Source organism: Hwanghaeella sp. 1Z406 (assembly GCF_048892425.1).
Taxonomy (GTDB): Bacteria; Pseudomonadota; Alphaproteobacteria; order UBA8366; family Aestuariispiraceae; genus Pacificispira.
Map to the genome: position 1 here is coordinate 12,516 of NZ_JBLZHU010000006.1, position 24,189 is coordinate 36,704.

Here is a 24,189-nt window from a genome sequence, read left to right on the forward strand (position 1 = left end):
CCTGATCTAACTGAGTCTAGCCAAGATCAGCCCAAACAGAAAAACGGCCCCTCCGTAAGGAGAGGCCGCTTGTTCTTGTCGTGCAGTATCGTCGCTTAACGCTTCGAGAACTGGAAGCTCTTACGGGCTTTCGCGCGACCGTATTTCTTACGTTCGACCTTACGGCTATCGCGGGTCAGGAAGCCTGCGGCTTTCAGAGGGCCGCGCAGGGCGGGCTCGAAATTTACCAGCGCGCGGCTGATGCCGTGACGCAGGGCGCCTGCCTGACCGGAGAGGCCGCCACCATTGACGGTGCACATCACGTCGAACTGGTCGACGCGTTCGGCTTCTTCGAAAGGCTGCTTGAGTACCATGCGCAGAACCGGGCGACCGAAATAGGTGACCTGATCCTTGCCGTTGACGGTGACCTTGCCGGACCCTGGCTTGATCCAGACGCGGGCAATGGCGTTTTTACGACGACCGGTCGCATAGGCGCGGCCGAATTCATCTTTTTGAGGTTCTGCCGGGGCGGTGGTTGCTTGTGCAACAGCCGCGCTGGTCACGCCCGTGGCGGTGCCCAGTTGGGACAGATCGGTCAGTGTTTGCTGTTCATCGGCCATGATTACTGGCTCCGCTTGTTCTTCGGGTTACGGGCTGCAAGATCCAGCGCCACCGGCTGCTGTGCTTCATGCGGGTGATCGGTCCCGGCATAAACACGCAGGTTCTTCATTTGCACGCGGCCCAGAGGACCCCGGGGCACCATGCGCTCAACCGCCTTTTCGACAACCCGTTCCGGGAAGCGACCGGCGAGCAGCTGACCAGCCGTGCGGCTTTTGATCCCGCCCGGATAGCCGGTGTGCCAGTAATAGGTCTTGTCTGCCAGTTTGCGGCCGGTGAGTTTCACCTTTTCCGCATTGATGACGATGACATTGTCGCCGCAATCGACATGGGGGGTGTAACCCGCCTTGTGCTTGCCGCGCAGAATTTTTGCGATTTCAGAAGCCATACGGCCCAGGACCATGTCCTGTGCGTCGATGACGAACCAGGTCTTTTGGACCTCCGCCGGCTTCATCGAATAAGTTTTCATCATTGCTGCCTGCCATTCTTAAGGGCCGGTCGCGCATGGGGCGCTGCCTTGGCCGTTTCGTCTGTTTCCCAACCCACGTCAGGGACGGCGGTTGATAGCCCCTGTCCGGGGGAACGTCAATGCCTGTTTTTCGGCCTATATTAAAAATAATCGTTATATTTCAATTAATTAACTTAACGGTATTATGATACCTCATAAAAAGTGACTGTTTTTGCGGAAAAAATCGCATTTTGGACCGAACAGAGTCATTGCGGCGGGATGGAATAAGTGCCGGTTACATGGGCACACATATCGTCTTCGCCCTCCGCGCGGATCTCCACCCGGCCGATTGCAAGGCGCTTACCCAGTTTGATCAGGCGGACATCCGCGATCAGGTCACGCTCTGCCGGTTTGCGCAGAAAATCGATGGTCATGTTGGTTGTGACCGCCAGCGCGACGGGCCCAATTGCGCCCATAACCGCGACATACATCCCGAAATCGGCCAGGGCGAACATGGCAGGGCCGCTGATCGTGCCACCGGGGCGAATATGGCGCGTGTCATAGGGCAGCCGGATTGTGGCCGTGCCCTTGTCGAATTCTTCAACGATAAAGCCATAATGGGCGGAGAAGGGGGCATCCGTATTGAGGATGTGATCTAATTGAGCCTGGGTAAGTTTGTCCGATGGCATATGTTTGATCCCTGAATGGTGTTTTATCCCTTTTGGTAGCAACGCCACGCGACTTGAACAAGCTGCACTGATCAGGGATGCTGTCGCAATGATCCTTTAGGTTGGGAGTGCTGAGAATGCCAACGGAAGACCCTTTGGTTCTGCGCCAGGATGACGGTGCTGTCGCGACGCTGACGTTGAACCGGCCCAAAGCCTATAATGCGCTGTCTCTTGGTTTGATGAATGCGGTGCTGGAGGCTCTGGCAAAAATTGATCAGGACCCGGCCATCGCGGTTGTCGTGCTGGAAGGGGCCGGGCGTGGCTTTTCCGGGGGGCACGATCTGAAAGAATTACAGGCCAATCCAAGTCAGGCGTTTCGCGAACAGACGTTCAAGACATGCTCCCAGATGATGCTGGCGATCACCCGTCTGCGCCAGCCGGTGATTGCGAAAGTGCAGGGGATCGCGACGGCGGCTGGCTGTCAGGTTGTTGCCACCTGTGATCTGGCGATTGCCTCAGATACCGCCAAGTTTGGCACGCCGGGCGTCAATATCGGGCTTTTCTGCTCCACCCCCATGGTCGCGCTCAGTCGGGCCGTGCATCGCAAGCAGGCGATGGAGATGTTGCTGACCGGGGAATTGATTTCCGCCGAAAAGGCCGTCTCCATCGGCTTGATCAACCGCGCCGTCCCAGAAGATGCCCTGGCAGTGGAAACCAAGGCCCTGGCGGATGTGATCGCATCGAAATCCCACAAGGTCCTCAAAACCGGCAAAGAAGCCTTTCACCGCCAGATCGAAATGTCGCTGGAAGAGGCCTATACCTATACAGGTGGTGTGATGGTGGAAAACATGAGTTACAGCGACAGCAAGGAAGGCATAGACGCCTTCATCAACAAACGCCCCCCGTTATGGACACATGAATGATGACCGCAGCAACCGCGCTTCAATTCGATCATGCCACAGACTATTATTCTGACGCCTATATCCGCGATATTCTGCGGGAAAGTCAGGTCTATGCCGTGGTGGGGGCCAGCACGAATTGGAATCGGCCCAGCTATTTCGCGATGAAGTATCTGATCCAGAAAGGGTTCCGTGTCATTCCGATCAATCCGAACTCTGCCGGAGAGACCCTTTTGGGGGAAACCGTGATCGCCAGCTTGTCTGGCGTGGACGTGCCCATTGATGTGGTCCAGGTCTTTCGCAGATCCGACCAGGTTGCGGGCGTCGTTGATGAGGCGCTGAGCCTGAAGCCGCGGCCCAAGGTGATCTGGATGCAATTGGGGGTGATCAATTATGAGGCGGCGGAGAAGGCTGAATCTGCGGGTATCAAGGTGGTGATGAATCGCTGTCCCAAGATTGAGTATGCGCGCCTTTCGGGGGAATTGGGCTGGAACGGCATCAATACGCGGGTGATTACGGCAAAAAAGCGGGTCATCTAGAGGGCCAAGCACCCACATAGCGTGCGCTAGGTCAGCAGATCGTCTTTCTTCAGGCCCAGCTTGACGATCTTTTCATTCAGGGTTCGGCGACCGATGCCCAGGGCTTCGGCAACCGCGTCCATGCGGCCCTTATGGGTTTTGATGGCCTGACCGATCAATTGACGTTCAAAGGCGGCAACAGCCTCGCGCAGGGTATCGGGGACTTCGGCGGAATCGCCATCGGGTCGGATGGCTTCAACCACCGATCCCCGCCCCCGTCTGGCGGCCAGGATTCGGCGTTCTGCAGCGTGGCGCAGTTCTCGCACATTGCCTGGCCAGTCATGGGCCAGCAGTGCGGCCAGATCATCGGTGCCAAGGTCTGGGGGATCGATTTCATACAACGCGGCGTATTGTTCCATGAAATAGGAAAACAGCATCGGAATATCTGACCGGCGCTCCCGCAACGGCGGCAGGGTCAGGGTGACGGTGTTCAACCGATACAACAGGTCTTCCCGAAAGTTCCCCGCAGCCACAGCGGCGTCCAGCTTTTCATTGGAGGCTGACAGAATTCGGATATCCGCCCGTTTTGCCACGGCGGACCCCAGGGGCGTGAATTCCCGCGTTTCCAGAATGCGCAGCAGTTTGGCCTGAACCGGCAGCGGGCAGGCGCCGATTTCATCCAGAAACAGCGTGCCGGTGTCGGCGCTGTCCAAAATGCCGGGAACGGCGTCAGCCTGGGCGTTGGCGGTTGTTCCAAACATGGAGGTTTCGAAAAAGGCATCCGGGATTGCAGCACAATTGACGGGAATGAAAGGCCCTGCGGATCGTGCGCTTAAATCATGCAATGCGCGCGCAACCAGCTCTTTACCCGTTCCGGTTTCCCCCAACAGCATGACGGGAACGGCGGTTTCGCTGAGGTCCAGGACATCTTCCCGCAGGTTCTGAATGGCGGGCGCATTGCCCAACAGGACGCGATCCAATCCAGACAGACGGGCCAACCCTGCGCGCAGGCGTTGCGTGTCCAGGGTCAGGCGATGCTGTTCGGCGGCATGGCGCAGGGCGGTCAACAGGCGACGTGGATCAAACGGCTTTTCCAGAAAGCTATAAGCTCCATCCTGCATGGCGGAAACTGCCATGGGGATATCACCATGGGCGGAAATCAGAATGACTGGCGGCGCATGGGTGGCGGACAGATCTTTCAACAGTTCCAGGCCACTCATGCCTGGCATACGCACATCGCTTAAGATTGCATCGGGTTGGAATGCCGGAATTCGGGTGGCGACTTGCTCGGCGCGGCTTAATGCCTCAACCTGCCATTTTGCGGCACTCAACAAATGGGTCAGGGACTCTCGCATCGCCTTGTCGTCATCCACCACGATGACGCGATAGCCTTCTCCGTGCCTTTGTGTCACGCCGCTTCTTTCTGTTCCGCCAGGGGCAGGTCCATGGCAAATAACGCACCCCCGTCGGGCTGGGATTGCGCTGTCAGACGCCCATCATGCTCTTTAATGATCTCAGTGGATATGGCAAGGCCAAGCCCCATTCCTTCACCCGATGCGCGGGTCGTCAGGAAGGGTTCCTGCAATTGCTCCAGGGAATAGTCGCCCAATCCCTGACCGCTATCGGCAACAGACAGAACCGCCCGAGCCCCTTTTACATCAATATCAATATGCAGGGTGCGTTTGTTGGTGGTTTCCATGGCCGCAATGGCATTGCGCACCAGATTAATCAGAACCTGCTCCAACCGCAGACGATTGCCCCGCACCAGCACGGGATGACCGGGGTGTGACAGGGTTAAATCAACGCCGGCATTCTGGATATCGACATCCAGAAGCTCCTGTGCGCCGGTCCAGACATCACGCAGGTCAATTTCGTCCAAGCGTTCATCTGTGGCTCCGGAAAAACCAGGTTTTGCGAAAAATTTCAATTGGTTAAAGATACTTTCAATGCGTGTCACCAGACCATTCAGCCGGTTCAAACGGTCCCTGCGACCATTGGGGTCATCATCAAATTCCGCTGCGGCCAGATAATTGCGCATCGCGGCAATTGGCTGCCCTAATTCATGGGTGACAGAGGCGGAAAGCTGGCCCAAGGCCGCCAGTTTGCTGGCGCGGGCCAGTTCAGAGCGGGCGCGTTCCAGGCGTTGCTCCGCCATTCGGCGTTCCTCGATTTCCCGTGCCAATTTCGCATTCGTCGCACGCAATTGGCGGCTGTCGGCCTGAGAGGCCTGCAGCGCGATGCGAATACGCTCTGACCGCAGGAAAAGTGCAATGGTTAATAACACCGACGTTATGATCGCAATTACGATAACCACCATCATGGAGCGCTGCCAGATCGGGCTTTCATCGGTCAGAAAATGCAGTGTCCATCCCAGCTTTGGGATCGCGGTTGTGACATGCAGGTAATGTGCGCCATCCAGAATAACGGTGGACTCGCCCTTTACGGTCCAATCCAGGGGGGAGAGGGGTTCTGATCCAAACTGCCGATTTGCCCGGATTGCCGCGCGCCGATGGCTGTCGATCTCAGTTAAAGTATGATAGCGCCAGGATGCCTCGGACGACAGAACCACGACACCATCTGCATTAGAAGCAAAGACAAATTCACCGCCGTCCTTCCAGGACTTTTCCAGGTTGGACAGGCCCAGCTTGATCGCAATCACGCCCACAGGGGTGCCAATTTCATCCCGCACAGGCTCCGCCACGAAGAAACCGGGTAGAGAGGTTGTTGCACCAATTCCATAAAATTGCCCGCGAGAACCAGAAAGAGCGGCCTTGAAATAGGGTCGGAATCCATAATTCTGGTGCAGGAATGTGACCGGCGCATCATAATTGGAGGCACTGACGGTCAATCCCGTTCGATCCATCAGATAAATCGCATCCAGATCCGTTTGCGCCGCAAATCGGGACAGCCGGACGCTTAATGCTGCGCGGTCCTCACCCCGTGCCGCCTTTAAAACATGCGTATCGCGGGCCAGAACGAAAGGAAGATGCTGAAATCGCTCTAACGCGTTGACCAGAGTGCTGCGATACAGGGAAACACGGTTTTGAGCGCGCTGTAATTCCTCATTCGTGAAATACCCATAGGCCAGATAAAAGAGCGGGATCGCGCTGAGAACCGCCAGGACAACCAGGATAGCGATCCAGCGGCGGCGGAACGCCCCCATATTGAGGTCGGGATTTGTGGCGGTATTCAGGCGGCTCATTTCAGGATCAGGTCCAACCGGTTTGTGGAAGAACATTCTTAATTGTTGCACAGGATGGACTATTGCACAGACGGGCGCCATACGTCAGTCTTTTGCACGATGATAGAGGAGGGTGATAATGCCGGTTTTGAAGGTGTCTGGGGATTTTGTAACACAAGAACCAGGCTTTTATGACGAAAACGGGACTGCCTTGGCTTTTTTCTATTATCGCAATTGTGATCGCGCCTCTGACATCTTTTTAGACACCGTTGGAGTCGGGGAGCAGGCCCGGCGAGAGATCAATCGGTCTACCTATTCCGCAACAGCAAATCTGGTGGTCGCGGACTCTGTCCCTCAGAACACACCACTGCGGTTTGAAATATGCGTGACGCGCATCGGCGGGAAATCATTCGGTTATCGCACCCAGATGTTCAATGCCGCCAATGATACATGCTATGCGACCTATGACAGTGTTGCGGTTTGTATGGATATGACGGGGCCTACGCCAATCCCTCTGCCCGATGACGTGCGCGATCAACTGGGCAATTACATGCTTTGACAACCGGCAATGATGTGCAGTTTCGCGGACAGACGATAGCCTTTTGATTCCCGCACAGCCTGTAGGCGATGTAGAATATCGTCGTCCAATTTCCGTCTTTCCTGTGTGGACAGTCGATCCACGACATGCCCGAATGTCATTTCCAGCGGCGCATGCCAGAAGGGGACATCCAGGGGCGCCAGGGGCGTGAAACTGTGCGAGGTTTCTGTCACGTCCCTAAAACCGGCTGTTTTGAACAGAGCAGCAAGGGCACCCGGCGCGCCAAATCTGAAGATTTGAAAGTGATGGTCATCCGGCGGTTCTCCGGTCAGGGCCTCAACCGCATTGGATAACAGTGAGAACATGGTTTGGTCTTCACGTTGTCCCCAAACCATGAATGCGGCGCGCCCGCCCGGCATCAGGACCCGCCTGACATCCCTCAGGGCTTTCAATGGGTCTGGCACGAACATAATGCCAAAGCGGCAGATCACACGATTAAAACAGGAATTCCAGAATGGCAGGCGCTGCATATCTGCGGTGGTCAGGCGCAACAGGTTTTCGGTATCCCGCGCTTTCAGGGCGGTCAGCATGGCTTCGGCCAGATCTGTTGCAATCACCACCCCATCGGGACCCGCCAGTCGCGCTTCGGTGAAAGCAGGTTCTCCAACGCCAGAGGCAAGATCCAACACATGGTCGCCCGCCTTCAGCCCTGCAGCCTCCAGCAAAGGCAGATTGTATCGATCCGCCATTGTCGACAGAGTGTCGGAATGATTGGCCCAAGCCGTCGCCTTGGCATCCCAATGCTGGCGGACGGACTCCAGATCCAGGGTCAAATCAGTTCAATCTTGTCGGCCATTGGCCCCTTGTCGCCGGGACGTGCCTCAAAACGGACACGTTGGTCGCTTTCCAGGGATTGAATGCCGGCACGCCCCAATATGCGGGCGGAAACAAAAACATCCGCGCCGCCATTATCGGGTGTTACAAAACCAAACCCTTTAGAATCATTGAAGAATTTGACGGTTCCCTCACCACTTTCCGCAGGAGGGCCCGTTGGGCGACGGGGCGGGCGATCCGGGCTGCCATAGCCACTGCCAAACCCACCGGCGCGTGGCCCACCCGATGAGGGTCCCGACGTCGCCGTGGAGGTATCAACAGAATAGACTGTTGCGACCATCAGGCCTTTATCTCCCTGGGCAAGATCACAGACCAGCGTCGCCCCTTCGGCAATGCCATTGGCATCTTCTGGCGGGAGGACCGAGGCATGCAGAAACGCATCGCTGCCAGCCTGATCCTCCGGCACAACAAACCCAAACCCTTTGGTGGGATTGAACCATTTAACTTGAACGGTCACCCGCTCTTGCACGACTGCGGGTGGTAAACGGCTATTCATGGGAAACCTGCGCTCCTTCGCTATTCCCCGACCCTAGGAGTGTGTTCTTCTGATTGCCCCCACGGCCGTATGACTGACCTAACAGCTTATTCAAAAGCACAGAATAAGCCTAACATTAGAAAATATTAGGTCATTTTGTCGCGCGCGTCTATGGATTAAAGAATTTTTGAGGGCTGATTCGCGGCAAATGAAAAACCCCGCATCATGTTTTAATGAAGCGGGGTCTCATGAAACTGCGGCTCAGGTTTTGTCACTCGTCTTTGGATTACGAAAAATGTCCAAAGACGACAGCCGCTGTTCCCCTGCGCCCGGCATATGCCAGTCGACGCAAACGGGATCGTCTGAGCGGTGACCTGATTGCCTTAGCGGCGTGCGGTCAACTGATTGATCTCGCCACGAGTCAAACCGATATCGCGCAGCATGTCATCAGACAAGGCGTGCAACTGGTTTGCGGTCTTGCGACGCTCGCGGTAATCCGCAACGGCACTGGGTACGTTTTCGACGAATGCAATGACCTGATAGGCCGCACGGGCCAGCATGTCTTTTACGGTAACGCCGCGCTGGGCTGATTCAAAAGCGGTAACGGTCATGATAGGCCACTCCTAGACTTTGTGTTCCTGCGCGCTCTCCGGGGCGCGACAGGGGAACCAGTATGGTTCGTTTGTTAATGCCTGAAATGATCCTTAAGACCAATCTAAGCAACTGCATAAAACAGAGGGGACATGTGCAAAAACCGAATGGCCGATACGGCATGGGATTTGTGAAAATTAAGAAAAAGATAAATATTGAAGGTACTTAAAAATTTATACTTTCTACAGGCAAACAAAAACCCCATCACAGATTTCTCTGGATGGGGTTTTTTACTTTTTTCCGCACCGTCCTTAAGCGTTAGTCCTTAAAGACGTTTATGGTGTTATGCTTTCACCAATTTTTCGACGTCGCCGCGGGTCAGGCCGATATCATTCAGCATGGCATCGGACAGGCCGTTGATCTGGCGGATGGTCGCACGACGGTTCATTTCTGCCGAAATGCGGTCCATTGCTGATTCAGCGAAGGAGATCACGGCGAATACGGCGTCTGCGATCATGTCTTTCAGGGAGATGCCCTGACGATTGGTGTCGACGGTAAGGATGGTCATAACGGTCACTCCCTAAAGTAAGCAGTTGTCTGGGTGCAGGGCCCTCGTGGCCGCTGCGATGACGGGGAAATGCGCTTTTTCGCGACGGAATACAAATGCAGAAATAGAGTCAGGGGGATGCAAAATCGGAATAGCGACAAGACGGTCTGAAATTATCGATTTAGCGACAGAAATGGCAGGATGTTCTAAGGTGTTTGTAATTCAATTTTTTAGCAAGCTATTGATTTTATTTAACTATGTATTTTTTGCCGATATTTGATGGGAAATTTGTAAAATTTAAAACTTTTGTGAATTTTTAGTCTATGTGCGCCAGCCCGTGATGCAAAAAGCCGCCAGATTCATCCTTTTGAATGACTCAAGGCGGCTTTTTGCGTCACTGGAAAGGCATTTTCTGAATGCCAGAGGGGTTTATCTTATGGTTTTTGCATCGCCTGCAAGGCCGCCATAGGCCTTTAACATCCGCTCAAGCCATGCCTGAACCGGGTCACTGTCTTCAAACAGGGTATGCGTTGTCACGCATCGCAGCCATTGCAGGGGCGCAAAGGCCATGTGATCGGAAAATAGCGGCGCATCGCCACCCAGATAGGATTGTTGCGACAGCATGCTGCGCAACGGGGTAAAGGCCTTGCGCAGGGCATCAATTCGTTCGACCGGGTCACCGCAAATGTCCTCTAACGCCTTGCCGAACCGGGCTTCCCGGGTTTCCCGGAAATAGGCCTGGTCCTTTTCATCCAGCAATTTCCAGACGCCAAATACGGCCAGGGGCGCGCAGGCGGGGAATATTGCGGTATCGACCCAGTGGCGAATAAAGGTCACACCCGCCAGACCCGCATCACCGCCAAACAAGCTGGGGCGATCCGGATAGGCATTTTCCAGATAGATCGCGATGTCCCAGGAATCGATCACTGTTGTGTCATTGTCTTTGATGACAGGGACCTTGCCTTGACCGGAAAAGGCGATCTTGTCTTTTTCCGTAAAGCGCCAGGGAATGGTTTCAAAGTCCAAGTTTTTGTGGGCAAGCGCCATTTTGGTGCGCCAGACATTCGGACTGAACAGGATTTCAGGGTCTTTGCCACAAAGTTCATAATGACTGATGGCCATGGCTGGCGTCTCCCTATCAGGATCGGTGTGAAGTGTCCGTACAGAATGTGCGGTTTCAGAATATGCGACGCACTATACGGACCTGCCGGGAATGCGCATCCTCAAAGTATAAAATTTGTGATCACGAATTTGGCAAAGCTGCTTTGACTTCTGATCGAAGGGCCTCATCCGATGGGCGAACCGTGGAGGGAAATGATCCAACCAGCGCCCCCTGACTGTTGATCAGGTATTTGTGAAAATTCCAGCGCGGTGCCTTTTCAATCCCCATTGCGGCTGCGGCCCAAGCGTAAAATGGATGGGCTTGGTCTCCCTTTACCGAGACCTTCTGGGCAAGGGGGAAGTCGATGCCGTAAGTTCCTTCACAGAATGATTTGATCTCATTTGCGGTGCCGGGTTCCTGACTGCCAAAATCATTGCTGGGCACGCCGATGACGACCAGACCCTGATCCTGAAATTCATTCCAGAGCGCCTGTAAGCCCTTGTATTGGTCCGTAAATCCGCAAAACGAGGCCGTGTTAACGATTAACATGGCCTTTCCCTTATAGGCCGCCAACGGCAGGTTACCGCCTTCGATTGATGCAAAGGTAAAATCATAGGCTGATTTCTGCATGGTTTCCGCCTGTGCTGGAATAGGGGTGAACAGTCCTAGAATCGCTGACCATGTCGCAATGATGGCGCCTGCCACGGTATATAGGAATTGATTTCGCATATGTCCTGTTACGCTGTGCTTTTCGGACTGGATTTGCCCATCCTGCGTCGATATCTGGCGTAAGACTAGCAGCTAATTGATCCAGGGGGAATTGTTGTAACAGATTTGCAACGGGTTGGCGTTGACCTGTGCCGGTAAAGTCGGTATGACCCGCGCGTCCTGACATTATCGGATGGACCTGTTGGGGTGTAGCCAAGCGGTAAGGCACTGGATTCTGATTCCAGCATGCGAAGGTTCGAATCCTTCCACCCCAGCCATTTTACCCTCGCGTAGGTGATGCGCGGATATTGAGGGACAGCATGGCAAAAAAATCGACCGGTCCTGGCGGTGGTGGCAAAAGAACCAACCATAACGTCAATGATGCCCGCGGATTGCAGGTTCGGGTTAAAACGGCCCGGGGGCGCAAACTGTCTTCGACCCTGTGGCTTCAGCGACAGTTGAACGACCCCTATGTGCTGGAGGCGCAGCGCCTGGGCTATCGCGGTCGTGCGGCGTTCAAACTGGCAGAGATTGACGACAAGCATCAATTCCTGAAACCCAATGCCCGTATCGTCGATCTGGGTTGTGCGCCCGGCGGCTGGACACAGGTTGCCCTGGAGCGGTGTGGGGAGACGGCCCGTATTGTTGGTATCGACCTGTTGGAATGCGACCCGATCCCCGGTGCGACCTTGCTGGTCGGTGATTTTATGGACGACGATGCGCCGGATCGATTGAAGGCCGTGCTGCGCGGGCAGGCGGATATTGTCATGTCCGATATGGCGTCCAATACAACAGGACATCCCCCAACCGATCATTTGCGCGTCGTGGCACTGGTGGAAACGGCCTACCACTTTGCAGCCGAAGTCCTGGCCCCGAATGGCACCTTTATCGCGAAGGTATTTTCAGGCGGCACAGAAAATGACCTGCTGCAGATCCTCAAGAAGGACTTTACCAAAGTCTTTCATATGAAGCCGAAATCCAGTCGGAAAGAATCTCCTGAAATGTATGTGGTCGCTGTCGGATTCCGCCGCGAAAATGGCGAGCAATAATTTTAAATTATTTCTTTAAGTTGTGATATTCTTCTACCCCTAATCTAACAGATAGGGGGCTCTCATGTTGTTGAAGGAAACGCGTCTGCCGGGGAACCAGCAGGATGATACAAGCTTTCACCTTTCACTTGTGATGGCCGGGGCGGTCTCTGCCGGGGCCTATACCGCCGGGGTCATGGATTTTCTGATCGAAGCGCTGGACGCGATGGAGGCCGCTCGCGACGCTAGGAACCCCAATATGCCGGCCAACCACAAGGTATCGATTGACGCCGTCCTTGGGGCATCCGCCGGGGGGATTTGCAGCGCCTTGCTTCCCTCCATTGTGCGGGGTTCCGTGAAGGGGGTGCGGGGACCCCTATACCAACAGGGCGCCAAACATTCTGTCTTGTACAAGGCCTGGGTTGAGAAGATCGATATGAAGGGCTTGTTGGCCGATGATGACCTGCGCGATGACCAGCCGCTTCTCTCCCTGTTGAACACTGTTGGCAAGGACAGCCTGGAAGGCATTCGGGATGATGCCATTAACATCCAGAAAACCCGCGCGTCCTATCCGAAATGGCTGCGCCAACCTCTGCCTGTCTATCTGACGACGACCAACCTGCGCGGCACCCCGTATAGTCTGGACTTCAATGCGGTCGCCGGGCGAGCGCATATCATTTCCATGCATAAGGACTATGCCCGTTTCGTTTTTGGGGAGGAAGATCCCCACTGGCCCGGTCATACATTCATCAACTTCAACACGAGTGGGGCGGATCAGAGCTTTCGGGACCTTGGGGAGGCTGCATTGGGAACCTCTGCATTTCCAGGCGCCCTTAAGGCTCGACAGATCAAATCGTCCATGGACTTCTATAAGCAGGCATTTTGGCGGGTTCCGTTGGAGAAGTGCAAGGATGATAATTGCACTGAGGATCGCCAGATTGCCCCCTGTTTTCCTGAAGACACGCCGACTGATTTTGACTATTGGACTGTCGACGGGGGCGTCCTGAACAATGAACCATTTGAGATGGCTCGGCATCTGATCACCGATAGCTCTGGGCGCAATGAGCGCGACCCGGCGAAGTCTACTCGAAAATTGGTGATGATTGATCCATTCCCCAATGAATTTGATCCGGGAATACCAAAGGACGGAAAGGCGGGGCTTGGTTATGTTCTGTCGCGCATGCTAACTGCGATGAAGCAGCAGGCCCGGTTTAAGGCGGAAGACCTGTCAATCCTGCAAAGTTCGGCCAGTCGGTATGCGATTGCCCCTCGACGGTATGAATTGGATGAGAATGGTCAGGAGGCCTTGGCGAAGCTGCCGCTGGCTTGCGGCAGTTTAGGGGCCTTTGGCGGCTTCCTGGATATCAGCTTTCGCCATCATGATTACATTCTGGGGCGCATGAATGCACAGCGTTTTCTATCGGGTTGGTTTGCCGTTCCCGTCACGCATCGATTGGTGGCGGGGACGTGGACGCAACAGCAAATCGACTATTGGCAGTTTGATTTGCCTGACCCCAACAATCCTGACCAGATGCATAAGGTGGTGCCAATCATTCCCTTGTTCGATGGATTAGGGAATAAGGTCGCGATTGGGCTGAACCCAGATGCTGCGGTCTTCACGCCGCCCTGGCCGGAAGGATTTGAGAAACGGCTGCCGGAAATCGAGGAATGGATTGGCAATCGCGTTTTGGTCGTCGGAAAGGCGCTTATCAACTCACTCGGACTTGGGGGCTTTATCCGGGTTAGCTCAAAGGTTGCGCTGAAATTGTTTCTGCGCAAACGGTTGGTCAAGGCGGTTATGACAGCGATTAAGGATAATCTTGTTGAGGCGAAGCTACTACCTGAAAGCGTGAAAGAGGAAACCAGCAGCCAAGCGTCAACGAACTGGCGGGAGGGCGGGAATTAGGCTGTTAAAGCGCGATAGCATCATTGCCTTGGCCTGATCTGGTGGGATCGGGGTGGGATCAAAGCGACCGGTGATTTTAACCGCTGGTGGCTTGCCCCACAGCTTCCTTGCTTCTTGTTCGGAAAAGCCGGCAATGCCCGTCGCCTCGATCCGGGCGGCATGCAGGTCTGCTTTCTTGATCAGGCTTTTGATTCTGGCAGGCAGGGTGGGGGGTAGGCCGAAACGGATATGGATTGCCTGCTGCAGCCGATCTTCCATTTCGCGGTAATCCAGGCCAATTGCGGTCTTGAAGGGGGAAATCATATCCCCAACGACATATTCTGATGCATCATGCAGCAGGGCTTGTAATCGGTGTGTGACGCTTAACTGGGGTTCCAGTTCTACCGCCAGGGCTTCGACCATGACACTGTGCTGGGCAACGGAAAACGCCCATTCCCCAGTTGTTTGACCATTCCAGCGCGCTACCCGGGACAGGCCATGGGCGATGTCCTCGATTTCAATATCAACCGGGCTGGGGTTCAGCAAATCCAGACGCCTGCCGCTCAACATGCGTTGCCAGGCGCGTGTGTCCTTTGGCGTGCGACTCATGACAGAAAGGGCTCCAGCCAGGACAGTCCGGCCCAGCTGTCCCCGCGTGGATTGTATTCGCACCCGACCCATCCATCATATCCCAATTCATCAAGCCGTTGAAAAATATAAGGATAGTTGATCTCTCCAGTATCAGGTTCATTTCTGCTGGGGACCCCGGCGATCTGGATATGTCCGATTTTCTGGATATGACGCTCAATCGTGGCGATCAGGTCTCCCTGCATGATCTGTCGATGATACAGGTCCAGTTGCAGCATTATATTCTGGGCCGGGACATTGCCCATAATGCGGAAAGCCTGTTCCGTCTTGTTCAGGACATAGCCGGGCATGTCCCTGGTATTGATCGGTTCCAGCATCAGGGTGATGCCATGTTTGGCCGCTTGTGGCGCGATACGGCGTAAATTGCCTTCAAGCGCGGATAGATTGACCCGGTCGTCCAGAGTTGTTGGCGCGATCCCGGACATGACGTGGAGTTTCTTGCAGGATAAGGCGTTCGCGTAAGTCAGGGCCAGGTGAAAGCCTCTTTCAAACTCAGCCTCGCGGCCGGGCAGGGCGCCGATCCCCCGATCCCCGCGCTTCCAATCCCCGGCGGGCAGGTTGAACAGAACCTGGGTCAGGCCGCTTTTTTTGTGGGCGTCTGATATCTCATCAAGGGGAAAGTCATAGGGAAAGAGGAACTCTACCCCACTAAATCCAGCGTCGCGGGCGGCCTCAAACCGTTCCAGAAAGGGCAGTTCCGTAAACAGCATGGAAATATTCGCCGCAAAGCGGGGCATAGGGGATTATCATCCTTATAGAGTTGTATTATCGGCGTTTAGCATTACGGGCGTTTGGCATTACAGGCGTTTAATCGTGCGAATCTCATGGCCTTCGATGCGGATAATATGCGCCTCAAAATCGCTTAAGGTCCAGACCCTTACAGCCATGTCGGTCGCATTGGCATGGATCATCCTGTCACGATCCATCATCATCCCTACATGACCTGGCCAGAATATTAAATCTGTTGCCTGCAGGTCTGCGCGGTCAATCGCGCGGCCCAGTTCTGCTTCCTGCATGTCACTGTCGCGCGGGCAGGGGATGCCGCAGGCTTCCAATGCGAATTGTACCAGGGCGGAACAGTCCATTCCGTCACTGGACCGGCCCCCCCATAGATACGGGACACCCAGGAACCGCATGGCTTCTGCAACCGGGTCCTTGGCTGTTTGTGAAACCGGCACCAGATGCGCCAGGGCAACCCATTGTCCATCGGCCAGTTTCGCCCATTTTTCGGTTCTATCAATCACTGTCACCAGCGCACCATAGGGCAATGCGGCAAGGGCGAAGCGTTTCAATTCCGGTGCGGGATACAAATGACTGCGGATCGTGTTGACCCGGTGGGTTGGGGCAGGTGCCCCGAATATCAGTGCCCCCTGATCAATATAGCCGACATAGCCATCGCGCTGGGACTTAACCCAGGCCAAATTATCGGCCCGGTCAAAGACCAGGACAGGTTCCCCCATTAAAAATTCAGTGTCTCGGGGTTTTGCGTGATTGGGCGTCAGGCGGCCGGGGACGATCGGTTGGCAGATTCGTGCTGGCGCACCTGTAACATAGCGGTCAGCGGGCACAACCCCTTCCAGGCCAGCTTCTGCAAGGTCGCTGCGATAGAGATTGCGACGTCGATCCGGTAAGGGCGATACGGTTTCAGCCACCGCCGCCTCAGAAGGCCTTGAAGGCCAGTGTCGTGAAAGTATCGCGAACACCGGGCAGTTTTTGAATCTGGTCGGTCACAAAATGCCCGACATCTAGCTCTTCCGGCAAATAGCATTTCATCAGCAGGTCATATTGTCCGGACGTCGAATAAACCTCAGACACATGCTCCACTTCCTCAATGGCGGCTGCAGCGGTGGTATAGGCGACCCCAAGGTCGCATTTTACCTGAACAAAGAGCGTGCGCATGGATGACTCACTTTCCTAACAATCCAAAAATCGGCCCGGCGATTACCAGCAATACCAGACAAAACAAGAATGCCCCGCACCAGGGTTCCGGTGCAAGTGAAACCCTGTTAAGGGACTTGGATTATCGTGCGCGCAGCAAAAAGGCCGGGACCTGCTCTGTCTTACCAAAAGGTTGATCAGAGATATCCGGCAGCGGATCTTCATTCGCCTCTACGCCCGGATTGCGGGACCGCCCACGACCACCCTGGCGGTTTGAGGTTGAGTCAGATTTCGACTGACTTTCCTTCGCCGGACGGTCATTGCCCGTGCGATCATTACTTGAGCGCCCCTGACGTGGAGACTCGGACGCATCGTCAGATTTTGCCCGGCTTCGTCCTCGTTGGCCACGGGTGCGGCTGGGGGCTTTGTCTTCGGGTTGATCCTGCGAGGCTGGATCCTGGGCACCTGAATTCTGGGCGCCTGTATCTTGATTGCCGGCATCATCGTTGGACGATGCACTCTGCGACGACTCTGTCTGTTCGTCGGAGGCACGCTTGCTGCGTGATCTGGACCGGCGTTTGGGGCGGTCTTGTGATGGTGCATCCTCTTGCTGTTCGGGGGATGCTTTTGTCTCGTCGACAGGTGCATCGCTGCCCAACGCTTCCGTGACCTCAGTCACAACCGGAATTTTCTTACCGATCAGCTTTTCAATACCACCGACAAGGCGCATTTCCGATTCTGTCGCCAGTGTAATTGAAATGCCGGATCGTCCTGCACGGCCCGTGCGACCGATGCGATGGACATAATCCTCCGAATGGGTCGGGACGTCATAATTGAAGACGTGGCTGACGCTTGGGATGTCCAGGCCTCGGGCGGCGACATCGGAACAGACCAGAACCTGGATTTCGTTGTTCTTGAATTTCTCAAGCCATTCCAGGCGTTTGTACTGATCCATATCGCCATGCAATGCGCCAGATGAAATCCCAGCCTCTTCCAGGGCGCGATACAGGGTCGCGACATCACGCTTGCGGTTACAGAAAACCAGCGCGTTGGAAATGGTTTTATCCTGCAGCAGGCGATACAGAACCTTGCGTTTCTGGCGGCCATCCACTTTCAGCAGGCGTTGTTCGATTGTGTCTGCGGTGCTGGCCGGGGCGGATACGGTGATTTCTTTTGGATTGCTTTGGAATTTAGAGGCCAGCTTGCGAATTTCCGGCGGCATGGTCGCGGAAAACATCAAGGTCTGGCGTAGCGGCGGCATCAGGGATACCAGCTTTTCCACATCAGGAATAAAGCCCATATCCAGCATCCGGTCGCCTTCGTCGATGACCAGAATTTTCACGTCGGTCAGGATTACCTTGCCGCGTTCGCAATGGTCCATCAGGCGGCCCGGGGTTGCGATCAGAACGTCAACGCCGCGGTTGATCTTGGCTTCCTGTTCACTGAACGATACGCCACCAATCAGCAGGGCCATGTTTAGTTTGCAGTATTTGCCATAGGTTTCAAAATTATCCGCAACCTGTGCCGCCAGTTCGCGCGTCGGTTCCAGAATAACCGTGCGTGGCATCCGGGCGCGGCCGCGGCCCTGGCTTAGAATATCAATCATTGGCAGTGTGAAGGAAGCCGTCTTGCCAGTTCCCGTCTGGGCACAACCCAGAATGTCCCGATTCATCAAGACATACGGAATTGCCTTTTCCTGGATCGGCGTCGGATGTTCATATCCTGCATCGGCAATGGCCCGCAGGAGTGCATCACTTAAACCTAAATCTGCAAATGTTGTTGTCATGCTTTCCTTCTTCGTCGGCCCTCAAAAAGGCCGGGATTTCTGCGCTTTCGATTGCCGCGGACTATAGGCCTCATGCTTACCCTGTCAATCTATGCCGACATCAGGGGGCCGCAATTACCCGGCGAGTTGCCCAACTGTTGCCGGAAGGCTACGTTTTCACCGATATTTGGGCCTTTTGGGAACAGGAGTGACGAAAATGCTGATGAAACGAGAACGCGCGTCGCTGTGCGTCATAGACATTCAGGAACGGTTGCTACCCGTAATGCATCAGGGCGACCATGTGCTGAACGCCAGTTTGAAGCTGATCGAAGCCGCGCGGCGTCTCTCAATCCCAGTTTTGTGCAGCGAACAATATCCAAAAGGACTGGGTCCTTCCGTTGCGCCCCTTGCAGCGGCCCTGACAGAGGTGGAGATTTTCGCCAAGACCCATTTCTCCTGTGCCGATGAACCGCTGATAACGGAGGCCTTAAGCCGGTCGCGGCGGCGTCAGCTGGTGCTGTGCGGGGTTGAAGCGCATGTCTGTGTCCTGCAATCCGCCCTGGGTTTTCACGCCGCCGGATATGAGGTCTTTGTCGTCGGTGACGCCATATCCAGCAGGGCGCCCGACAGTGTTCAGGCAGCAAAGGCGCGGCTGTTACAGGCAGGCATTCCCGTTGTCACCCTGGAAATGGTGGTGTTCGAGTGGCTGGGCCAGGCCGGAACACCAGAATTCAAGGACCTCCGTGGATTGATTTCCTAACTGCCAATCATCTGCTGGCAATTGAAATCGCACCGATCCCGTCCTTCTGGATTGACAGGCAGAAGCATGCGCGTTGCGAATGCAAAGGCATCTTCAAAGGCCTTGTCCCCTGGCTTTGCGCCCGCAGGAATTGTCACCCAGACGTCGCTATACGGTTCGCCATAACGGCAATAGGCCAGCAGGGCGGTGTTGGGATCGCCTTTCGCACTGGAAACGGCGGTTCCGTCACACAGCTTAAAGGCCAGGGCATCCGGGGCGGGCTGAAACAACACCGCTGCATGATGATCCTTGTCCCAGTTTTCCACTGTTCTGGCGTAAAAGCGCAGGGGCGGGCCTTCATTGTGTTGATCCATCGCGCTGGCCACAGATTGGCCTAAATCTGGCGAGGACATACCCGCAAAACTGCCGATTGTCTCAACGCTGACCCCAGTCTCGTAATGCTTGGCGATGATTTCCTGTTGGCGATACAGCGCGGCATAGCTTTGTTTGTAAACCGTGGCCCCGGTTCCAGCGCAAGACGCTAGAATCATAGCAGCACAGAGAAGTGAGACAATGCGGGAGGTCAGACGAATCACATCGATTTCCTTTCGGATTGAGCCCCCCAACAGAATAACGATCTGGGCGGTCGAATGGATCACGTCAAGGGCAGGGTGCTGTCAAATCCCCGATCAGACGTCCAGATCATCGATAAAGCGGGCGTGATCCTGGATATATTGGAAGCGCAATTCCGGCTTTTTCCCCATCAGGGTTTCCACCAACCGCGCGGTGCGGCGGCTTTCTTCCAATTCGTCATCGCGTGTGCGATCCGGCAATTGAACGCGAAGCAGGGTGCGACGCGCCGGGTCCATGGTGGTTTCCCGCAATTGTGCCGGGGGCATTTCACCAAGTCCCTTAAAGCGGCTGATATCGACCTTGGAATTCGGTTTGAATTCAGATTTCAGCAGCGCGTCTTTCGACACGTCATCCATGGCATAAACCGACTTCCCGCCCTGGGTTAGACGATACAGCGGCGGTTGCGCCAGGAACAAGCGCCCGGATTCGATCAACCCCGCCATTTCGCGATAGAAGAATGTCATCAACAAAGAGGCGATATGCGCGCCGTCGACATCGGCATCGGTCATGATCACGACCCGTTCATAGCGCAGCTTGTCCAACTGGAAATCCGCCCGCGTGCCACAGCCCAGCGCCTGGATGATATCTTTAAGTTCCTGATTCTGCTTTAACTTATCCGCAGAGGCGGAGGCGACGTTCAGGATCTTGCCCTTCATTGGCAGGATCGCCTGGGTCTTGCGATCCCGGGCCTGTTTCGCACTGCCGCCCGCGCTATCGCCCTCAACCAGGAAGATTTCCGTGCCTTCAGCACTTTCAGAGGAGCAATCGGCCAGTTTGCCCGGCAGGCGCAATTTGCGGGTCGGGGTTTTGCGGCGCTGTTCCTTCTGGGCCTTGCGCTTCTGGCGCTCATCCACCCGCTCCAGAATTCGCTCCAGCAGGTCATTGGCAGAGGCGGGATCTTCCGCCAGCCAATGGTCAAAGCGATCCTTCAGCGCCGGTTCCACCATCTTACCGGCATCGGCGGAGACCAGTTTTTCCTTGGTTTGACCCTGGAATTGCGGATCGGGGATAAAGACTGACAGCATGATGCTGGCTTCGCCCGTGATATCATCGCCGGTGATCTGTGTGGCGCGCTTATTGCCAACCAATTCACCATAGGCCCGCAATGATTTCGCCAGGGCAGAACGCATCGCGCTTTCATGGGTGCCGCCCTGGGGCGTTGGCACGGTGTTGCAATAGGTGTGGCAGAAGCCGTCGCCATCGGCGGGCCAATGCATCGCCCATTCCATCTGGCCGACGCCATCGCTGGCCTTCCAGGCTCCGGCAAAGGCGCGCGGTGTTATGGTGACCCGGTCGCCCAGCGTATAGGTCAGATAGTCCTTCAAGCCACCGGGGAAATGCAGGACACCCTTTTGTGGAACCTCTGATCCTTCCCGCAACATGGAGGCGGGGCAGGACCAGCGAATCTCCACCCCTTTGAACAGATACGCTTTGGACCGCGCCATGCGATAAAGCTGTTCCGGTTCAAAGTGAATCTTGGTGCCGAAAATCTCTGTATCCGGGGTAAAGGTGATCGTCGTGCCGCGCCGGTTCTGGGCGTCTCCAACTTTTTCCAGCTTGCCCAGGGGCAGGCCGCGGCTGAAGGACTGGCGATAGACAACGCGGTCTCTGGCAACTTCAACCATCAGGCTCTGGGACAGGGCATTTACGACAGAAACCCCAACCCCGTGCAGGCCGCCCGATGTGGCATAGACCTTGCCGGAAAACTTACCCCCGGAATGCAGCGTGGTCAGGATGACTTCCAGCGCGGATTTATCTTTGTATTTCGGATGCGGATCAATCGGGATGCCACGCCCGTTATCCCGGACCGTGCAGGACCCGTCTTCGGACAGTTCCAATTCGATCCGGCTGGCGTGACCGGCCACAGCTTCGTCCATGGAATTGTCCAGGACTTCGGCGACCAGATGGTGATAGGCGCGCTCGTCCGTGCCCCCGATATACATGCCGGGGCGGCGGCGCACAGGCTCCAATCCCTCAAGAACTTCAATGTCCTTGGCGGAATAGTCGTCTTGCTGCTTAACAGTGCTTTGGAATAGGTCGCTCATAGTGTCATTATACGGGCTGGACGGGCGCTCGCAAGCTTATAGAGTGTAGCGAATGGCATTTAACCACAAGATATAGGATTTGACAGAGATGACCACTGATTCCAAGGCGACTCCGCGCGGTGAATTGCAGATTCGCACAATCGCTATGCCCGCTGATACAAACCCTGCGGGCGATATTTTCGGGGGCTGGGTCCTGTCTCAGATGGATGTCGCTGGGGGCATCGCCGCGCGGGACTGCGCCAAGGGACGCGTGGTCACGGTCGCTGTCGATACGATGACCTTTTATTTGCCGGTCTTTGTTGGCGATGTCGTGTGTTGTTACACGAGCATTTTAAAGAAAGGCCGGACGTCCATTTCGGTCAATATTCAAACATGGGCCTTGCGCAGCGAAACCATGGAACGGGTGTTGGTGACGGAGGGGACTTATACTTATGTGTCCATCGGCAGTGACCGCAAACCCCGCCCGATGTCGGAATAGGCCGGCGTTCGTTTTGGCCTATACCCACATATGCTGGTCCTAGGCTGGTTGCAGGTCTTCGACAGTCTCCGTCTTTGGGTCTGGCCCGAATCTGTTGGGGCCCTCCGTACCGTTAAGGCAGAACAGGACCAACAGCGCGAGCCCGCCCAGAATTGGAATAAAGATCAGAAGATACCACCATCCGCGGCGATCTGTGTCATGCAGTCGACGGACGGAGACGGCAAGTGTTGGGATAAAAACACCGAGCGAGAATATGACGTAAAACAGGCCGACACTGTACTGATAGTCATAGGTACCAACCACCATATCGAAAATCGTTACGATAATAGTGGCAACCATAAAACAAAGATAATACAGCCAGAATTCTTTACGGCGGGCGCGGCCTGAAAAATCTGCGTATTTCTTCAGTGGTTGCAGTGCGTAATTCATGGTTTTGTCCTCCCCAATGCCATGGTGTTCTGATGCTACATTGTTTATCTTTAAAAGATCAACAGTGATTGTATTTTATTCATATTCACTATTTTTAAAACAGGTGGGGTTCAGAATTAGGGTTAGAGAAATGCCGAGATCCTAACCAAAACTGTAATAATTCATAAATACCACCTTTTCGCGTTTTTCTGATATAATCACAGTGAAAACGTCAGCGAATGGGGTGGGCCATGCCGTTTTATCATCCTTTGAAAACCATGAACCAGGTGGATCGTCGACGTACAATTGCGGGGATTGAGCGTTTGCGCGCTGCATTGGATGCCAATATTCCAGAACGCACAGATTCCCGAACGCTGATTCTGGGCACCTGGAATTTGCGCAATTTCGACGACAATCGCTTTGGCAATGGCTATCGGACTCTGGAGGATTTCACCTATATCGCCGAAATCTGCGCCCGGTTCGATGTCATTGCGCTGCAGGAGATATGCGACGACTTACAGCCATTGAAGGAACTGATGCGGTTGCTGGGGCATTGGTATGATTACATCATCACCGATGTGACCGAAGGCACGGGGGGCAATGGGGAGCGGTTGGGCTTCGTCTATGACACCCGTAAGGTTCAATTCAAGGGCGTGGCGGGGGAGATTGTCCTGCCGGACTCGCAATTGATCAAGGATGGGGAGCGCACGCTGCAATTTTCCCGCACCCCCTTTATGTGTGCATTCCAGGCCGGATGGTTCAAATTTGAATTCGCAACGGTTCATATCTACTTCGGCAATGATTCCGGACAGAAGTACCGACGCCGGGTTTCGGAAATTGATGGCATCGCCAAGTTCCTGAAGAAGCGGGCCAAGGCATCGGATTCAAACTATATTCTGGTCGGTGATTTTAACATCAAGGCAGCGGGCAGCGATGGCTTTAACGCGCTGGAGAAAAATGGGTTTACGGTCGCTCTTAATCACAAGGGCAGCACCAAGGATCAGACAAAATTCTATGATCAGATTTCCTTTCTGACGCGCAAGGACGAATTGCGCCCCGCAAATCCAGATCATTTTCATGATGTTTTTCAATTCTTTGACTGCATTTTTAGGGAAGAAGATTTCCCGGCGCATCGTGCACGAGTCAAAGAGACCATTCGCGATAAACTGGCAGGTTTCGCGGAAGAGCAAGCGGAGGCACAGGGGAAGTTGGATGCGGGTGAGTTGTCATCTGCGGCAACCACACGCTGGCAGAAAAAACTGCAGACGGCACAGGATAATATCGCAATGTGGAGCGCTCGCCTCGACAGTGATACCGATCTCAAGGACTATTATATGGATGATTGGCGCACCTTCCACGCCAGCGATCACTTGCCTTTATGGGTTGAATTAGAAATCGACTTCAGCGATGCCTATCTGGAAAAATTGAAAGAGTAAGGGGAGAGCGTTTGCCAAACAGGCTGCTTTTTTTACGTGGGGTCCTGGTCTAGGGTTTCTGGCAAGAAACCGGAGGACCC

27 protein-coding genes and 1 tRNA gene are annotated in these 24,189 nt (G+C 54.8%); 9 read left to right on the plus strand and 19 right to left on the minus strand.

Annotated elements, in window-relative coordinates; all coding sequences use genetic code 11:
- Positions 1–95: 95 nt before the first annotated feature.
- The 3 genes from rpsI to ACOSDR_RS12655 all read right to left on the minus strand — a co-directional run bounded on the left by rpsI (position 96) and on the right by ACOSDR_RS12655 (position 1,734).
- Positions 96–599, minus strand: coding sequence for a 30S ribosomal protein S9 (gene rpsI, locus ACOSDR_RS12645; RefSeq protein ID WP_420723824.1), 504 nt, complete (start codon positions 597–599; stop codon positions 96–98).
- Positions 600–601: 2 nt separating this feature from the next.
- Complete coding sequence (gene rplM, locus ACOSDR_RS12650) at positions 602–1,066, minus strand: 50S ribosomal protein L13 (protein ID WP_420724109.1); 465 nt, start codon at positions 1,064–1,066, stop codon at positions 602–604.
- A 245-nt stretch (positions 1,067–1,311) separates the two neighbouring features.
- Positions 1,312–1,734: a PaaI family thioesterase gene (locus ACOSDR_RS12655; protein ID WP_420723825.1), complete on the minus strand. Its 423-nt coding sequence runs from the start codon at positions 1,732–1,734 to the stop codon at positions 1,312–1,314.
- 116 nt (positions 1,735–1,850) lie between these two features.
- On the opposite strand from ACOSDR_RS12655, the gene ACOSDR_RS12660 reads away from it, so the two are divergent.
- Positions 1,851–2,636 (plus strand): enoyl-CoA hydratase, encoded by a 786-nt coding sequence (locus tag ACOSDR_RS12660; protein ID WP_420731514.1) that lies wholly within the window; start codon positions 1,851–1,853, stop codon positions 2,634–2,636.
- A complete protein-coding gene (locus ACOSDR_RS12665; RefSeq protein WP_420723827.1) occupies positions 2,633–3,151 on the plus strand; it encodes a CoA-binding protein in 519 nt (172 codons plus the stop codon). The genes ACOSDR_RS12660 and ACOSDR_RS12665 overlap by 4 nt, the downstream gene beginning before the upstream one ends.
- Before the next feature lie 26 nt (positions 3,152–3,177).
- On the opposite strand, the gene ACOSDR_RS12670 is transcribed toward ACOSDR_RS12665, so the two are convergent.
- Both ACOSDR_RS12670 and ACOSDR_RS12675 read right to left on the minus strand, forming a co-directional pair.
- Positions 3,178–4,542 carry a sigma-54-dependent transcriptional regulator gene (locus ACOSDR_RS12670; RefSeq protein ID WP_420731515.1) on the minus strand — a complete coding sequence of 455 codons (1,365 nt, stop codon included), beginning with the start codon at positions 4,540–4,542 and terminating at the stop codon, positions 3,178–3,180.
- Positions 4,539–6,332, minus strand: coding sequence for a sensor histidine kinase (locus ACOSDR_RS12675; RefSeq protein ID WP_420723829.1), 1,794 nt, complete (start codon positions 6,330–6,332; stop codon positions 4,539–4,541). Before ACOSDR_RS12675 ends, ACOSDR_RS12670 begins: the two co-directional genes overlap by 4 nt.
- A 118-nt stretch (positions 6,333–6,450) precedes the next feature.
- On the opposite strand from ACOSDR_RS12675, the gene ACOSDR_RS12680 reads away from it, so the two are divergent.
- Complete coding sequence (locus ACOSDR_RS12680; protein WP_420723830.1) at positions 6,451–6,870, plus strand: acyl-CoA thioesterase; 420 nt, start codon at positions 6,451–6,453, stop codon at positions 6,868–6,870.
- On the opposite strand, the gene ACOSDR_RS12685 is transcribed toward ACOSDR_RS12680, so the two are convergent.
- The 6 genes from ACOSDR_RS12685 to ACOSDR_RS12710 all read right to left on the minus strand — a co-directional run bounded on the left by ACOSDR_RS12685 (position 6,858) and on the right by ACOSDR_RS12710 (position 11,187).
- The gene (locus tag ACOSDR_RS12685; protein WP_420723831.1) at positions 6,858–7,682 is read right to left on the minus strand and encodes a class I SAM-dependent methyltransferase; all 825 of its coding nucleotides are present in this window, start codon (positions 7,680–7,682) and stop codon (positions 6,858–6,860) included. The genes ACOSDR_RS12680 and ACOSDR_RS12685 overlap by 13 nt on opposite strands.
- Positions 7,679–8,239, minus strand: a complete 561-nt coding sequence (locus ACOSDR_RS12690) for a cold-shock protein (RefSeq protein WP_420723832.1) — start codon at positions 8,237–8,239, stop codon at positions 7,679–7,681. The genes ACOSDR_RS12685 and ACOSDR_RS12690 overlap by 4 nt, the downstream gene beginning before the upstream one ends.
- Before the next feature lie 362 nt (positions 8,240–8,601).
- Complete coding sequence (locus ACOSDR_RS12695; RefSeq protein WP_420723833.1) at positions 8,602–8,829, minus strand: DUF1127 domain-containing protein; 228 nt, start codon at positions 8,827–8,829, stop codon at positions 8,602–8,604.
- 323 nt (positions 8,830–9,152) lie between these two features.
- Positions 9,153–9,377, minus strand: a complete 225-nt coding sequence (locus ACOSDR_RS12700) for a DUF1127 domain-containing protein (protein WP_420723834.1) — start codon at positions 9,375–9,377, stop codon at positions 9,153–9,155.
- Positions 9,378–9,785: 408 nt separating this feature from the next.
- Positions 9,786–10,478 carry a glutathione S-transferase family protein gene (locus ACOSDR_RS12705; protein ID WP_420723835.1) on the minus strand — a complete coding sequence of 231 codons (693 nt, stop codon included), beginning with the start codon at positions 10,476–10,478 and terminating at the stop codon, positions 9,786–9,788.
- 121 nt (positions 10,479–10,599) lie between these two features.
- The gene (locus ACOSDR_RS12710; protein ID WP_420723836.1) at positions 10,600–11,187 is read right to left on the minus strand and encodes a glutathione peroxidase; all 588 of its coding nucleotides are present in this window, start codon (positions 11,185–11,187) and stop codon (positions 10,600–10,602) included.
- A gap of 182 nt (positions 11,188–11,369) precedes the next feature.
- Between ACOSDR_RS12710 and ACOSDR_RS12715 the strand changes: the two genes are divergently transcribed.
- The 3 genes from ACOSDR_RS12715 (at position 11,370) to ACOSDR_RS12725 (ending at position 14,100) form a co-directional block, all read left to right on the plus strand.
- Positions 11,370–11,444, plus strand: a tRNA-Gln gene (locus tag ACOSDR_RS12715).
- Positions 11,445–11,486: 42 nt separating this feature from the next.
- Complete coding sequence (locus ACOSDR_RS12720) at positions 11,487–12,215, plus strand: RlmE family RNA methyltransferase (RefSeq protein WP_420723837.1); 729 nt, start codon at positions 11,487–11,489, stop codon at positions 12,213–12,215.
- A gap of 64 nt (positions 12,216–12,279) precedes the next feature.
- Positions 12,280–14,100: a patatin-like phospholipase family protein gene (locus tag ACOSDR_RS12725; protein ID WP_420731516.1), complete on the plus strand. Its 1,821-nt coding sequence runs from the start codon at positions 12,280–12,282 to the stop codon at positions 14,098–14,100.
- Here ACOSDR_RS12725 and ACOSDR_RS12730 read toward each other — a convergent pair.
- The 5 genes from ACOSDR_RS12730 to ACOSDR_RS12750 all read right to left on the minus strand — a co-directional run bounded on the left by ACOSDR_RS12730 (position 14,071) and on the right by ACOSDR_RS12750 (position 18,391).
- Positions 14,071–14,688 carry a hydrolase gene (locus ACOSDR_RS12730; RefSeq protein ID WP_420731517.1) on the minus strand — a complete coding sequence of 206 codons (618 nt, stop codon included), beginning with the start codon at positions 14,686–14,688 and terminating at the stop codon, positions 14,071–14,073. The genes ACOSDR_RS12725 and ACOSDR_RS12730 overlap by 30 nt on opposite strands.
- Positions 14,685–15,464 carry a 2-oxo-tetronate isomerase gene (otnI, locus tag ACOSDR_RS12735; protein WP_420731518.1) on the minus strand — a complete coding sequence of 260 codons (780 nt, stop codon included), beginning with the start codon at positions 15,462–15,464 and terminating at the stop codon, positions 14,685–14,687. The genes ACOSDR_RS12730 and otnI overlap by 4 nt, the downstream gene beginning before the upstream one ends.
- Positions 15,465–15,524: 60 nt before the next feature.
- A complete protein-coding gene (locus ACOSDR_RS12740; protein ID WP_420731519.1) occupies positions 15,525–16,379 on the minus strand; it encodes a C40 family peptidase in 855 nt (284 codons plus the stop codon).
- 7 nt (positions 16,380–16,386) lie between these two features.
- Positions 16,387–16,626: an Lrp/AsnC ligand binding domain-containing protein gene (locus ACOSDR_RS12745; RefSeq protein WP_420723842.1), complete on the minus strand. Its 240-nt coding sequence runs from the start codon at positions 16,624–16,626 to the stop codon at positions 16,387–16,389.
- A gap of 121 nt (positions 16,627–16,747) precedes the next feature.
- Entirely contained in the window at positions 16,748–18,391 is a 1,644-nt protein-coding gene (locus ACOSDR_RS12750) for a DEAD/DEAH box helicase (protein WP_420731520.1), read from the minus strand.
- Between the two features lie 196 nt (positions 18,392–18,587).
- Between ACOSDR_RS12750 and ACOSDR_RS12755 the strand changes: the two genes are divergently transcribed.
- Positions 18,588–19,130, plus strand: a complete 543-nt coding sequence (locus ACOSDR_RS12755) for a hydrolase (RefSeq protein ID WP_420731521.1) — start codon at positions 18,588–18,590, stop codon at positions 19,128–19,130.
- Here the strand turns inward: ACOSDR_RS12755 and ACOSDR_RS12760 are convergent.
- Together ACOSDR_RS12760 and parE are read right to left on the minus strand one after the other, a co-directional pair.
- On the minus strand, positions 19,127–19,705 hold the full coding sequence (locus tag ACOSDR_RS12760) for a hypothetical protein (protein WP_420731522.1): 579 nt from the start codon (positions 19,703–19,705) through the stop codon (positions 19,127–19,129). The two genes, ACOSDR_RS12755 and ACOSDR_RS12760, sit on opposite strands and share 4 nt — an antisense overlap.
- 93 nt (positions 19,706–19,798) lie before the next feature.
- A complete protein-coding gene (gene parE / locus ACOSDR_RS12765) occupies positions 19,799–21,787 on the minus strand; it encodes a DNA topoisomerase IV subunit B (RefSeq protein ID WP_420731523.1) in 1,989 nt (662 codons plus the stop codon).
- 88 nt (positions 21,788–21,875) lie between these two features.
- On the opposite strand from parE, the gene ACOSDR_RS12770 reads away from it, so the two are divergent.
- Complete coding sequence (locus ACOSDR_RS12770; protein ID WP_420723847.1) at positions 21,876–22,265, plus strand: acyl-CoA thioesterase; 390 nt, start codon at positions 21,876–21,878, stop codon at positions 22,263–22,265.
- Between the two features lie 39 nt (positions 22,266–22,304).
- Here the strand turns inward: ACOSDR_RS12770 and ACOSDR_RS12775 are convergent, their stop codons facing one another.
- On the minus strand, positions 22,305–22,694 hold the full coding sequence (locus ACOSDR_RS12775; RefSeq protein WP_420731524.1) for a DUF805 domain-containing protein: 390 nt from the start codon (positions 22,692–22,694) through the stop codon (positions 22,305–22,307).
- Positions 22,695–22,924: 230 nt separating this feature from the next.
- Between ACOSDR_RS12775 and ACOSDR_RS12780 the strand changes: the two genes are divergently transcribed.
- Entirely contained in the window at positions 22,925–24,109 is a 1,185-nt protein-coding gene (locus ACOSDR_RS12780; protein WP_420723849.1) for an endonuclease/exonuclease/phosphatase family protein, read from the plus strand.
- Positions 24,110–24,189 lie beyond the last annotated feature (80 nt).